The organism is Pseudacidovorax sp. RU35E (assembly GCF_900156165.1).
Classification (GTDB): Bacteria; Pseudomonadota; Gammaproteobacteria; order Burkholderiales; family Burkholderiaceae_C; genus Xenophilus.
In genome coordinates this window covers 255,220-267,762 of sequence record NZ_FTMY01000003.1, presented here as the reverse complement: position 1 = coordinate 267,762, position 12,543 = coordinate 255,220, and the positions used below count along the sequence as shown (strand labels likewise).

Annotated in this window: 12 protein-coding genes; 3 read left to right on the top strand and 9 right to left on the bottom strand. The window is 68.5% G+C overall.

Features of this window, described 5'->3' with window-relative positions; all coding sequences use genetic code 11:
* Positions 1–30: 30 nt before the first annotated feature.
* On the top strand, positions 31–2,499 hold the full coding sequence (locus BXA03_RS06795) for a glycogen/starch/alpha-glucan phosphorylase (RefSeq protein WP_076505380.1): 2,469 nt from the start codon (positions 31–33) through the stop codon (positions 2,497–2,499).
* 21 nt (positions 2,500–2,520) lie between these two features.
* Here the strand turns inward: BXA03_RS06795 and BXA03_RS06790 are convergent, their stop codons facing one another.
* From BXA03_RS06790 to BXA03_RS06775, 4 genes are all read right to left on the bottom strand, one after another.
* Positions 2,521–2,985: an ExbD/TolR family protein gene (locus BXA03_RS06790; RefSeq protein WP_076505378.1), complete on the bottom strand. Its 465-nt coding sequence runs from the start codon at positions 2,983–2,985 to the stop codon at positions 2,521–2,523.
* Positions 2,986–3,053: 68 nt separating this feature from the next.
* The gene (locus tag BXA03_RS06785; RefSeq protein WP_076505376.1) at positions 3,054–3,755 is read right to left on the bottom strand and encodes a MotA/TolQ/ExbB proton channel family protein; all 702 of its coding nucleotides are present in this window, start codon (positions 3,753–3,755) and stop codon (positions 3,054–3,056) included.
* Between the two features lie 37 nt (positions 3,756–3,792).
* On the bottom strand, positions 3,793–4,632 hold the full coding sequence (gene dapB / locus BXA03_RS06780; protein ID WP_076505374.1) for a 4-hydroxy-tetrahydrodipicolinate reductase: 840 nt from the start codon (positions 4,630–4,632) through the stop codon (positions 3,793–3,795).
* Positions 4,633–4,726: 94 nt separating this feature from the next.
* Complete coding sequence (locus BXA03_RS06775) at positions 4,727–5,281, bottom strand: outer membrane protein assembly factor BamE (protein WP_076505372.1); 555 nt, start codon at positions 5,279–5,281, stop codon at positions 4,727–4,729.
* Between the two features lie 116 nt (positions 5,282–5,397).
* Between BXA03_RS06775 and fur the strand changes: the two genes are divergently transcribed.
* The gene (gene fur / locus BXA03_RS06770; RefSeq protein WP_076505370.1) at positions 5,398–5,814 is read left to right on the top strand and encodes a ferric iron uptake transcriptional regulator; all 417 of its coding nucleotides are present in this window, start codon (positions 5,398–5,400) and stop codon (positions 5,812–5,814) included.
* A gap of 3 nt (positions 5,815–5,817) precedes the next feature.
* Here fur and hprK read toward each other — a convergent pair whose 3' ends face one another.
* From hprK to BXA03_RS06750, 4 genes are all read right to left on the bottom strand, one after another.
* A complete protein-coding gene (gene hprK, locus BXA03_RS06765; RefSeq protein ID WP_076505368.1) occupies positions 5,818–6,771 on the bottom strand; it encodes an HPr(Ser) kinase/phosphatase in 954 nt (317 codons plus the stop codon).
* A 93-nt stretch (positions 6,772–6,864) separates the two neighbouring features.
* Positions 6,865–7,332 carry a PTS sugar transporter subunit IIA gene (locus tag BXA03_RS06760; RefSeq protein ID WP_043119112.1) on the bottom strand — a complete coding sequence of 156 codons (468 nt, stop codon included), beginning with the start codon at positions 7,330–7,332 and terminating at the stop codon, positions 6,865–6,867.
* A 144-nt stretch (positions 7,333–7,476) separates the two neighbouring features.
* Complete coding sequence (gene hpf, locus BXA03_RS06755; protein WP_017757964.1) at positions 7,477–7,806, bottom strand: ribosome hibernation-promoting factor, HPF/YfiA family; 330 nt, start codon at positions 7,804–7,806, stop codon at positions 7,477–7,479.
* A 255-nt stretch (positions 7,807–8,061) separates the two neighbouring features.
* Positions 8,062–10,182 carry an ATP-dependent helicase gene (locus tag BXA03_RS06750; protein ID WP_076505780.1) on the bottom strand — a complete coding sequence of 707 codons (2,121 nt, stop codon included), beginning with the start codon at positions 10,180–10,182 and terminating at the stop codon, positions 8,062–8,064.
* A gap of 249 nt (positions 10,183–10,431) precedes the next feature.
* On the opposite strand from BXA03_RS06750, the gene corA reads away from it, so the two are divergent.
* Positions 10,432–11,418 (top strand): magnesium/cobalt transporter CorA, encoded by a 987-nt coding sequence (gene corA / locus BXA03_RS06745; protein ID WP_076505366.1) that lies wholly within the window; start codon positions 10,432–10,434, stop codon positions 11,416–11,418.
* 6 nt (positions 11,419–11,424) lie between these two features.
* Here corA and BXA03_RS06740 read toward each other — a convergent pair whose 3' ends face one another.
* A complete protein-coding gene (locus tag BXA03_RS06740; RefSeq protein WP_076505364.1) occupies positions 11,425–12,501 on the bottom strand; it encodes a homocysteine S-methyltransferase family protein in 1,077 nt (358 codons plus the stop codon).
* Positions 12,502–12,543: the final 42 nt, after the last annotated feature.

The following is a 12,543-nucleotide window of genomic DNA, read 5'->3' as shown; positions in this document are numbered from 1 at the left end:
TTCCATTCCACGAGAACCTCCAAGAACGCCATGACTCCCGCCGACTTCGAATACGACCACCCCGATCGTGACGTTGCCGCCTTCAAGCGCTCCGTGGCGACCAAGCTCATGTACGCCGTCGGCAAGGACCCGGTGGCCGCCAGCCAGGACGACTGGCTTGCCGCCACCGCCCTGGCTGTGCGCGACCAGCTGGTCGAGCGCTGGATGGCCACCACCCGCGCCAGCTATGCGCAGGACGTCAAGCGCGTGTACTACCTGTCGATGGAATTCCTCATCGGCCGCACCTTCACCAACGCGCTGCTGGCGGTCGACCTGTTCGATACCGTCAAGGCCGCGCTGGCCGACTTCGACATCGACGTCAGCGCCCTGGCCGAGCGCGAACCCGATGCGGCCCTGGGCAACGGTGGCCTGGGCCGGCTGGCGGCCTGCTTCCTGGATTCGATGGCCACGCTGGGCGTGCCCGGCATGGGCTACGGCATCCGCTACGAATACGGCATGTTCCGCCAGCGCATCATCGACGGCCAGCAGGTGGAGACGCCCGACTACTGGCTCACGCGCGGCAACCCGTGGGAATTCCAGCGCCCCGAGGTCAAGTACCGGGTGCGCTTCGGCGGCCATGTGGAAGGCCGCCAGGCCTACGGCGCCGCCAAGTGGGTCGGCACCCACGACGTGCTGGCCATCGCCTACGACACCATCATCCCGGGCTACGGCACGCAGGCCACCAACACGCTGCGCCTGTGGTCCGCCCGCGCGACCGAAGAGATCGACCTCTCGGCCTTCAACCGCGGCAACTACTTCGAGGCGGTGGAGACCAAGAACCACTCCGAGAACGTGTCGCGCGTGCTCTACCCGGACGACTCCACGCTCTCGGGCAAGGAGCTGCGCCTGCACCAGGAATACTTCTTCTGCAGCGCCAGCGTGCAGGATCTGGTGCGCCGCTACCTGCGCACGCACACCGGCTTCGACCAACTGCACGAGAAGGTCAGCATCCACCTGAACGACACGCACCCGGTGCTGGCCGTGCCCGAGCTGATGCGCCTGCTGGTGGACGAGTACAACGTCGGCTGGGACGAAGCCTGGGCCCAGACGCAGAAGGTGTTCAGCTACACCAACCACACGCTGATGCACGAAGCGCTGGAGACCTGGCCGGTGGAGATGCTCGGCCGCGTGCTGCCGCGCCACCTGCAGATCATCTTCGACATCAACGCCCGTTTCCTGGGCGAGGTGGCCGCCGAGGTGGGCCAGGACACCGACCTGATGCGCCGCCTGTCGCTGGTGGACGAATCGGGCGAACGCCGCGTGCGCATGGCCTACCTGGCGGTGCTGGCCAGCCATTCGGTCAACGGCGTGTCGGCCCTGCATTCGGAGCTGATGAAGCAGTCGATCTTCGCGGACTTCGCGCGGCTCTTCCCCGATCGCTTCAACAACAAGACCAACGGCGTCACGCCGCGGCGCTGGCTGGCGCAGGCCAACCCGCCGCTGGCCGCGCTGCTGGACAAGCGCATCGGCCGCGGCTGGCGGCGAGACCTGTCGCAGCTGGAGGCGCTCAAGCCCATGGCCGAGCAGCCCACCTTCGTGCGCGCCTTCCGCCATGCCAAGCGCGAGAACAAGCTGCGCCTGGCCAACTGGATCGAGCAGCACATGGGCGTGGTGGTGGACACCGACGCCATGTTCGACGTGCAGGTCAAGCGCATCCACGAATACAAGCGCCAGCTGCTGAACGTGCTGCACGTCATCACGCGCTACCACCGCATCCTGGACGATCCGCATGGCCATCACGTGCCGCGCGTCGTGATCTTCGCGGGCAAGGCGGCCTCGGCCTACTTCACGGCCAAGCAGGTGATCCGGCTCATCAACGACGTGGCCGCGGTGGTCAACGCCGACGAGCGCGTGGGCAAGCTGCTGAAGGTGGTGTTCCTGCCCAACTACTCGGTGAGCCTGGCCGAGATCATCATGCCGGCGGCCGACCTGTCGGAGCAGATCTCCACCGCCGGCACCGAGGCCTCGGGCACCGGCAACATGAAGTTCGGCATCAACGGCGCACTGACCATCGGCACCCTGGACGGCGCCAACGTGGAGATGAAGGAGAACGTCGGCGACGACAACATCTTCATCTTCGGCAACACCACGCCGCAGGTGGCCGAGATCCGTGCCAAGGGCTACCGGCCACGCGAGTTCTACGAAGGCGATGCCGAGCTCAAGCGCACGCTGGACGCGATCCAGTCGGGCGCCTTCTCGCCCGGCGAGCCGGGCCGCTACCAGGGCCTGTTCGACACGCTGGTGAACTGGGGCGACCACTACCTGCTGCTGGCCGACTACGCGGCCTATGTGGCCAAGCAGGCCGAGGTGGACGCGCTCTACCGCGACGCCGACGCCTGGGCGCGCAAGGCCATCCTCAACGTGGCGGGCATGGGCGCGTTCTCGTCGGACCGCACCATCGCCGAGTACGCGCACGACATCTGGCGCACCAAGCCGGTGGTGCTGGGCAAGGCGGGCTGAGGACGGGCGCCGCGCCCGCGTTCAGCGGGGCGCAATGGCGGGCATCGGACTCGCCCCCGGCTCGGCCACGAAGCCGATGCGCTGGATGCCCGCCTCGCGCGCGGCGTCCATCAGCGTGACGATCTCGCCATAGGGGCGGCTGCGGTCGGCGCGCAGCTGCAGTTCGATGTCCGGCACGCCCGCGGCGGCCGTGCGCAGGCGCTGTGCCAGGGCCTGGGTGTCGGCCACGGGCTGGTCGTCGACGAACAGGCGGCCCTGCGCATCCAGTGCCACGCTGATGGTGCGCGGCTGCTCCACGGGCGCGGCGGCACCGGCGGCGGGCAGGTCGAGCCGGATCGAACTCGCCATCAGCGGCGCCGTCACGATGAAGATCACCAGCAGCACCAGCATCACGTCCACCAGCGGCGTGACGTTGATGTCGGCCATCGGCCGCGCGGGAGGGCCGGTGCGCGGGCTCAGGCGGTCGGTGCTGCGGCCGAAGGCCATGGTGCGGGGTCGTGCGGACTGATTGGAAAGGGGCGCGTCGGCTGCAGCAAGTGGCGGCAGGATGGCGCTCAGGCCGTCACGGGCATCGGCCGCGCGGGCGGTAGCGGCGCCGTCGCCGGCTCGGGCGCGAACACGGCCAGCAGGTCGTGCGCGAAGCCTTCGAGCTCGGCCTCCATGTGGCCGATGATGCGACCGAAGACGTTGTAGGCCGCCACGGCGGGCAGGGCCACGGCCAGGCCGAAGGCGGTCATGATCAGCGCCTCACCCACCGGGCCGGCCACCTTGTCGATGGTGAAGCCGCCCGCCTGGCCCGCGATGCTGACCAGCGCGCCATGGATGCCCCACACGGTGCCCAGCAGGCCGACGAAGGGAGCGGTGGCACCGATGGTGGCCAGCAGGATCTGCCCCGCCTGCAGCTGGCGCAGCACGGCCTGCAGCGCATCGCGCAATGCGCGGGTGAGCGGCGCCTGCGGCTGGCCCAGGGCCTGGAGCGTGTCGGGCAGGGTGCGTGCGGGCACCGACTGCACCGCCTGCGCCAGCGGCAGCACATGGCGGCGCGGGTCGAGTCCGGCCAAGCGAGCCACACCCTCGCCCACGTCCGGCGCCTGCCAGAAGAGCGCCACCGCGCGGGCCAGCCGGCCGGCCCCGCCGCGCAGCGTCCAGGCCTTCCACAGCAGCGTGACCCAGCTGGCCACCGACATCAGCAGCAGCAGCAGCGCGACGCCGCGGCCGACGGCGTCGGCCTGGTCCAGCAGCGAAAGAGCGCCCATCGTCTGCTCGCGCGGTCGCGGTGAGGGAATTGCGTGCTCAGCGCAGACCGAGCACGTCGAACATGTCGAAGAGGCCGTTCTTCTTGCCGGCCAGGAAGCGCACGGCGCGCAGGCTGCCCTGCGCATAGCCGGCTCGGCTGCTGGACTTGTGCGAGATCTCGATGCGCTCGCCGGTGCCGGCAAACAGCACCGTGTGGTCGCCCACGATGTCGCCGCCGCGGATGGTGGCGAAGCCAATGGTGGAGGGGTCGCGCTCGCCGGTCACGCCTTCGCGGCCGTAGACGGCGCATTCGTTCAGGTCGCGGCCCAGCGCGTCGGCGATCACCTCGCCCATCTTGAGCGCAGTGCCCGACGGCGCGTCCACCTTGTGGCGGTGGTGGGCCTCGATGACCTCGATGTCGTAGCCAGTGGACAGCGCCTTGGCCGCCATCTCCAGCAGCTTGAAGGTGACGTTGACGCCGACGCTCATGTTGGGCGCCATGACGATCGCAATGTCCTTGGCGATCTCGGCGATCTCGGCCTTCTGCGCGTCGCTGAAGCCGGTGGTGCCGATCACGGCCTGCACGCCCAGCTCGCGGCAGACGGCGAGGTGGGCCATGGTGCCCTCGGGCCGGGTGAAGTCGATCAGCACCTGCGCACCGGCGAGGCCGGCCCGCAGGTCGGCCGTCACGGCCACGCCCGAGGCGAAGCCCAGGAAGGCACCCGCATCGCCGCCCAGCGTGGGGCTGCCCTCGCGGTCGAGGGCACCGGCCAGTTGGCAGTCGTCCGCGCCGCGCACCGCCTCGATCAGCATGTGGCCCATGCGGCCGGAGGCACCCGCGACGGCGATGCGGTGCGCGGCGGAAGACGAAGAGGAGGCGGCGGGAGCGGCGGTCATGCGCGTTCGCTTTCGGTGCAAAGAGGCGTCAACGAGAAAGGCCGCCGGGCCGGCCGCGTTGCGACGGCGGCGACCGGCGGCCTGAGGAGAAGGCTCAGCGGGTTTCGAGCGGCGGGTAGCTCGGCGGCAGCGGCTGGGTGCTGCGCGGCAGGTCCTGCGTGGGCGACGCGGACACGGCCGGTTTGAATTTCTTGAGGTCGTCTTCCGAGGCCTGCAGCTCGGGCACCTTGCCGCTGCGCTTGCGGGTGTCGAGCGTGGCGACGAATTCCTCTTCGGAGGGCATGGTGTCGCCCTGGAAACGCGCCAGCGTGTCGCCGTTGAAGAACACCGTCAGGCGGCGCTGCTGGGGCTCGACGCCCTGGCGACGGATGGTGAAGACGTAGTCCCAGCGGTCGGCGTGAAAGACATCGGCGAGCAGCGGCGTGCCGAGGATCTCGCGCACCTGCTGGCGCGACATGCCGGTCTTGAGGGCGTCCACCTGCTCCTTGGAGACGAAGTTGCCCTGCACCACTTCGACCTTGTAGGGCGTGATCGCCGTGAGAGCGCCGCGCATGCGCTCGCTGGTGCTGCTGCAGCCGGCGATGCCGACGCCGACCAGCAGGACGGCCGCCAGACGAAAGCCGCTCGGGCGGAGAAGTTGTCCAGGCATGGGGAAAAAGCGTGGCGATATGATCCGACGATTGTAGCGGCCGGCCTCTGCCAGGGCGGCTCCGACCCACAGGCGGCGCGGGCATGCCAACCGCGGCGCCAACGCCGGAATCCACCATGGGCAACATCGAAGAACTCAAGAGCACCGGCCTCAAAGCCACCCTTCCCCGTCTGAAGATCCTGGAGATCTTCCAGACCGGCGGTCAGCGCCACATGACGGCCGAAGACGTGTTCCGCGTGCTGCTGAACGAGCGCTCGGACATCGGTCTGGCCACCGTGTACCGCGTGCTGACCCAGTTCGAGCAGGCCGGCATCCTGGAGCGCAGCCACTTCGAAAGCGGCAAGGCGGTCTACGAACTCAACGAGGGCACGCATCACGATCACCTGGTGTGTACCGTCTGCGGCAAGGTCGAGGAGTTCTATGACGCCGAGATCGAGCGCCGCCAGCAGATGATCGCCAAGGACAAGGGCTGGGAGCTGCAGGACCACGCCATGTCGCTCTATGGCGTGTGCAACGACTGCAGGAATCGGTAGGCCTCAGTCGGCGCCGCTTTCCATCGCCTTGTGGTGGCGCGCCACGAAATCGGCATAGGTGTCGATGCCCCGCAGTTGCAGGATGGAGTTGCGCACCGCGGCCTCGACCAGCACGGCGATGTTGCGGCCAGCGACCACCTGGATGACCACCTTGCGGATCGGCACGCCCAGCACATCTTGCGTGAGGGGCTCGGCCGGCATGCGTTCGTAGTCGCGCTCGAAGGAGTCGCGTCGCACCAAGTGCACGATGAGCTTCAGGCGCATCTTCCGGCGCACGGCCGTCTCGCCGAAGATGGCCTTGATGTCCAGCAGGCCGATGCCGCGCACCTCCAGCAGGTTCTGCAGCAGGTCGGGGCAGCGGCCTTCGATGGTGGCCTGATTGATGCGGAACAGGTCCACCGCGTCGTCCGCCACCAAGCCGTTGCCGCGCGAGATCAGTTCCAGGCCCAGCTCGCTTTTGCCCAGGCCCGACTCACCGGTGATCATCACGCCCATGCCCAGGATGTCCATGAACACGCCGTGCATCGAGGTGCGCTCGGCAAAGTGCTTGGACAGGTAGGCACGCAGCACGTCGATGACGAAGGCCGAGGATTCGCGCGTGGAGAACAGCGGCAGCTGTGCCCGCTCGCAGATGGACAGCAGTTCGTCCGGCGCGGCCTGGCCATCGGCCAGCACCAGCATGGGCGGCTCCAGCGTGACGATGCGGGCCACGCGCCGGGCGCAGTCCTCGGGCGTGCCGCGCGTGAGGTAGGCCACCTCACGCGCGCCCATGATCTGCACGCGGTAGGGATGGATGTAGTTCAGGTAGCCGACCAGGTCGGCGGCCGAACGGGCATTGCTGATGACCTCTGGGTCGAACTGCCGCTCCGAGGCGCCGAGTCCCGCCAGCCACTCCCAGCGCAGGGAGGCGCGGAAATCCTCGAACATCGCATCGGCACTGATGACGGTGGGCTTCATGCAGCCATTGTCCACACCGGCGAGCGCCCGTCAGTGCACCCGCGCGACGCCAGGAAGCAGCAGGAAGACCGGCGAAGCGCGGGGCCTGCGCCCTCAGACCACCTGGGCCGAGCGCCAGCCCGCGATCAGGGCATGCAGCTCGCCGGCGTCTGCGCTGCTCTTGATCTTCTCGCGCAGGGGCGCGTCGCTCAGCATCTCGGCGATCTCGGAGAGGATCTCCAGGTGCTTCTGCGTGGCCGTCTCGGGCACCAGCAGGAAGATGAGCAGCGCGACGGGCTGCTCGTCGGGCGCGTCGAAGCCGATGGGATGGGCCAGCTGGAAGACCGCCGCCATGGGCGATTTCAGGCCCTTGATGCGCCCGTGCGGGATGGCGACGCCGTGGCCCAGACCGGTGGAACCGAGTCGCTCACGGGCGAACAGGCTGTCGGTGATGAGCGCGCGACCGAGGCCGTGCAGGTTCTCGAACAGCAGGCCCGCTTCCTCGAAAGCACGCTTCTTGCTGGTGGCGTCGACGCTCACGAGCACTTGAGCGGACGGCAGGATGGATGCGAGTCGGTTCATGGTGGGGGGCGGATCGGGGCGCGATTATGCACCCGGGCTAACCCTTGTACCAGACATGGAAAAGCCGCCCGGAGGCGGCTTTTCAAGAGGATTTGCCCCGAGCCGAGGCCCGATGGTGTTGCAGGCGGTGTCGCCTGCGGGACTTCACATCAGGCGCTTGGGCGAGGGATGTCCATGGTCCTGGAGGCGGTCCTTGTGACGGACGACCTGGCGGTCGAGCTTGTCCATGAGTTCGTCCACCGCCGCATACAGGTCGGCATGGCTGGACTCGGCGAACATGTCGTTGCCCTTCACGTGGATGCTGCATTCGGCGCGTTGCCGGCGTTCCTTTTCCTTCTGCTTCTCCACGGTAAGGATCACCTTGACGTCCACCACGCGGTCGAAGTGCCGCGTGATGCGGTCGAGCTTGGTGGTGACGTAGCTGCGCAGCGAAGGCGTGACGTCGAGGTGATGGCCGCTGATCGTCAAATTCATGAAAAAACCTCCTGGAATTGACGGTTGGGGAAATGGCCGGTTCTTCGAGAGGAAGGCGCCGGCCGGCGGAACTCAATCGGGTGCGCGAGGCAATGCGGGATGTCGGCGGGGACGGTGTGCGGGGGTGGGAAGAAGGCGTGTCAGTGCGTTGAATTCACTATGCGCGTGGCTTCATCGAATTGCAATGGAGGAATGCTTGAGGCTCGTCAGGAGATGTTCGCGACGCTTCATCTTCGATAGCGCGCCGACCTGCTTTCAGGCGCCCGAGCGCCAAGCTGCACGCAGGCGTTGGCGCAGGTCCAAGACCTCTGGCGGGACAGGGGCATGGGGCACGACCGGCGGCGGTGGCGGCCACGTCACGCGGTCGAAATGGCGCAGATCCTCATCGGGGATGAAGCGGGTGCGGCCGGCATACAGATGCCGGTCGCCGAAGCGCGACTGCTGCGTGACATGGAAGCGCTGCGGCACCAGCAGGTGCAGGTGCTCGCGGGCGCGCGTCATGGCCACGTAGAGCAGGCGGCGCTCCTCCTCCAGCTCGTGCGCGCCCTGCGCCACGTCGGCGGGCATGCAGCCGTCGACCACGTTGAGCACATGCACCGAATTCCATTCCTGGCCCTTGGCGGAATGGATGGTCGAGAGGATGAGGTAGTCCTCGTCGAGCAGCGGCGGGCCGGGCCGGTCGCTGGTGGCGTCGGGCGGATCGAGGGTCAGCTCGGTCAGGAAGCGCTCGCGCGAGGCATAGCCGCGCGCCAGCTCGGCCAGTTGCTGCAGGTCGCCCAGGCGCAAGGGCGCAGCCTCATAGAGCCGCTCCAGGTGCGGCGCGTACCAGTCGATGGCAACGGCCAGTTCCTGCGGCCAGCCGTCGCCACCGGCCTTGAGCGCCTGCCAGGCGCGGGCGAAGTCCTGCCAGGCCTCGCGCACCATCGGCGGCGGCACGAAGGCGGCCAGCGCGGCGGCCGGGTCGGCGGCGGACTGCATGGCGTCCATCAGCCGGCCGGCGGTGGCGGGGCCGATGCCGGGAATGAGCTGCACCGTGCGAAAACCCGCCAGCCTGCTGCGCGGGTTGTGGACGAAGCGCATCAGCGCGAGCAGGTCCTTGACGTGCGCCGCCTCCAGGAATTTGAGGCCACCGAACTTCACGAAGGGGATGTTGCGGCGCACCAGTTCCAGCTCCAGCGCCGCGCTGTGGCTGGCCGTGCGGAACAGCACCGCCTGCCGCTTGAGCGCCAGGCCGCCTTCGCGGTGGGCCAGCACGCGATCGGCCACCCAGGTGGCCTGGTGGGCCTCGTCGGGCACCAGCACCAGCTGCGGCCGACCGGCGCTGGGGCGGTCGGTCCACAGGCGCTTGGCATGACGCTCCTGCGCATGGTCCATGACGGCATTGGCGGCGTCGAGGATGGGCGGCGTGCTGCGGTAGTTGCGCTCCAGCATGAGTACGCGCGCCGGCGGATCGAAGGCCGCCGGAAAGTCCAGAATGTTGCGCACCGTCGCGCCGCGAAAGCCGTAGATGGCCTGGGCGTCGTCGCCCACCGCCGTGACGCCTCGGCCGTCGGGCTTGAGGCGGCGCAGGATCTCGTCCTGCAGGCGGTTGGTGTCCTGGTATTCGTCGACCAGCACATGCTCGAAGCGGGCGCTCACCTCTGCGGCAAGGCCCGGCTCTTCCATCATCGTGGCCCAGGCGAGCAGCAGGTCGTCGAAGTCCAGCGCGTTCTGCTGGGCCTTGGCGTCGACGTAATCGGCGAACAGCGCGGGCAGCTGTTCCTGCCATTCGGCGCACCAGGGAAAGGACTGGCGCAGCACCTCCGCCAGCGGCAGCCGGGTGTTGACCACGCGCGAGTAGATGGCGAGGCAGGTGCCCTTGAGCGGAAAGCGCCGGGCCGTCTGCGACAGCCCGCGCGCATGGCGCACCCAGCCCATCAGGTCCTCGGCGTCGCCGCGATCATGGACGGTGAAGTCAGGGTCCAGCCCGAGCTGGGCGGCGTGGTCCCGCAGCAGCCGGGCGCCGACGCCGTGGAAGGTGCCGGCCCAGGGCAGCGCCGGCAGGCTGCCTTCTGCGAGGCCGAGCACGCGGGCGGCGACCAGACCGGCGCGGCGGGTCAGTTCCTGCGCGGCGCGGCGCGAGAAGGTCAGCAGCAGGATGCGCTGCGGGTCGGCGCCCGCCGCCAGCAGGTGGGCGACGCGGTGGGCCAGCGTGCTGGTCTTGCCGGCGCCCGCCCCCGCGATGACCAGCAGCGGCCCGCCCGGCACCGCGCGCTCGCCGACGCCGTGCAATACAGCCGCCCGCTGGTCGTCGTTGAGCCCGGCGAGGGCCGCTTCCAGGCGCCCGGCCACGGTGTCGGCCGCAACCGTCGACGCTTCGTTCACAAGGGTGGACATGAAGCCACAAATGTACTGGATGTCCATCCAGATCACCCCGGTGGATGCCCTGCTGCGGTGCATAATCGCGCCCGCTGCTTTACCGGAGTACCGACCTTGGACACCTCCCCGTCTCGGCAGCTTTCAGCTCCCTTCTGACCTTCGCGTCGCGCGTGCCGGCCGGTGCGCGGGTGGCGGGCTGAAAGCGCCAACCACCCCCTTCCTGTCGCCCATCGTCCCGCAACGCCTTCGCTTTCAGGGGAGCACGCCATGCTCAACATCTTCACGCTCGCCAACGGCCGCCTCGTCCAGGAGGAAATCGAGTCGCTGGAGGAGCTGTCCCGCTTCCAGCCCATCTGGGTCGACCTGGAGTCGCCCAGCCCGGACGAGAAGCGCTGGGTCAAGCAGTACTACGGCCTGTCGATTCCCGAGGACGTGACCGACGAGGACATCGAGGAATCGGCCCGCTTCTACGAGGAGGACAACGGCGACCTGCATGTGCGCAGCGACTTCTTGATCGCCGACGCCGACGAGCCGCGCAGCGTGCGCGTGGCCTTCATCCTCAACCAGCACAACGCCGAACTGAAGAGCCGCGGCGTGCTGTTCTCGATCCATGACGAGGACGTGCCGGTGTTCCGCCTGCTGCGCATGCGCGCGCGCCGGGCGCCGGGGCTGATCGAGGACGCGAAGGAAGTGCTGCTCAAGCTCTTCGACGCCGACGCCGAATACTCCGCCGACACGCTCGAAGGCATCTACGACGAGCTGGAAGCCGCCGGCAACCTGGTGCTCAAGGGCAACGTGAGCGACGAGATCGCCGGCGAGGTGCTGGGCCTGATCGCCCGCCAGGAAGACCTGAACGGCCGCATCCGCCGCAACGTGATGGACACCCGCCGCGCGGTGAGCTTCATGATGCGCAGCCGCATGCTCAATGCCGACCAGTTCGAGGAGGCGCGGCAGATCCTGCGCGACATCGAATCGCTGGACAGCCACACCGCCTTCCTGTTCGACAAGATCAACTTCCTGATGGACGCCACGGTCGGCTTCATCAACATCAACCAGAACAAGATCATCAAGATCTTCTCGGTGGCCAGCGTGGCGCTGCTGCCGCCGACGCTGATCGCCAGCATCTACGGCATGAACTTCAAGTTCATGCCGGAGCTGGAGTGGAGCCTGGGCTATCCGTACGTGCTGGCGCTGATGGTGGCGAGCGCCGTTGGCCCGATGCTCTATTTCCGCAAAAGAGGCTGGTTGAAGTAGGCCCGCTCAGGCGGCTTCTCGATAGAAGCGCGCGCCCTGCACGCCGCGCGGAGCGACGGGGCCGACGGCCGCGCCGATCGCGGCGATGTGGTCGGGGGTGGTGCCGCAGCAGCCGCCGACGATGTTGACCAGGCCTTCGGCCGCGAACTCGTGCACCAGGCGCGAGGTGACGTCGGGCGTCTCGTCGAAGCCCGTCTCGCTCATCGGGTTGGGCAGGCCGGCGTTCGGGTAGCAGCTGATGAAGGTGTCGGTCGCCACGCGGTTGAGCTCCTGCACATAGGGCCGCATCAGCGCGGCGCCCAGGGCGCAGTTCAGGCCGACGGCCAGCGGGCGCGCATGGCGCACGCTGTGCCAGAAGGCGGTGACCGTCTGGCCGCTCAGGATGCGGCCCGAGGCGTCGGTGACGGTGCCACTGATGATGATCGGCAGGCATTCGCCGCTGGCCTCGAAGTACTCGTCGATGGCGAAGAGCGCGGCCTTGGCGTTGAGGGTGTCGAAGATGGTCTCGACCAGCAGCACGTCCGAGCCCGCCTCCACCAGCGCGGCGGTCTGCTCGTAGTAGGCGGCGCGCAGCGTCTCGAAATCGATGTTGCGCGCGCCGGGGTCGTTCACGTCGGGGCTGATGCTGGCGGTGCGCGGCGTCGGGCCCAGGGCGCCGGCCACGAAACGCGGCTTGTCGGGCGTGCTGAACTTGTCGCAGGCCTCGCGCGCCAGGCGGGCGCTGGCCAGGTTCATCTCGCGCGCCAGCGCGGCCATGTCGTAGTCCTCCTGCGCGATGGTGGTGGCGCCGAAGGTGTTGGTCTCGATCAGGTCGGCCCCGGCCGCGAGGTAGCCCTCGTGGATGTCGCGGATCACGTCGGGGCGGGTGATGGACAGCAGCTCGTTGTTGCCCTTCACGTCCTTGTGGAAGTCCTGGAAGCGATCGCCCACGGCCCCGGGGCCGGTGTAGCCCTCGCCGCGGTACTGCGCCTCGCTGAGCTTGAAGCGCTGGATCATGGTGCCCATGGCCCCGTCGAGGATGGCAATGCGCTGGGCCAGGATGGCGGGCAGCTGCTGGGCGCGGGTGTAGGTGGGCAGATTCATGGGGGCGCGATTGTAAAAACCCGCGCCTGCCCTGGCCGCTAA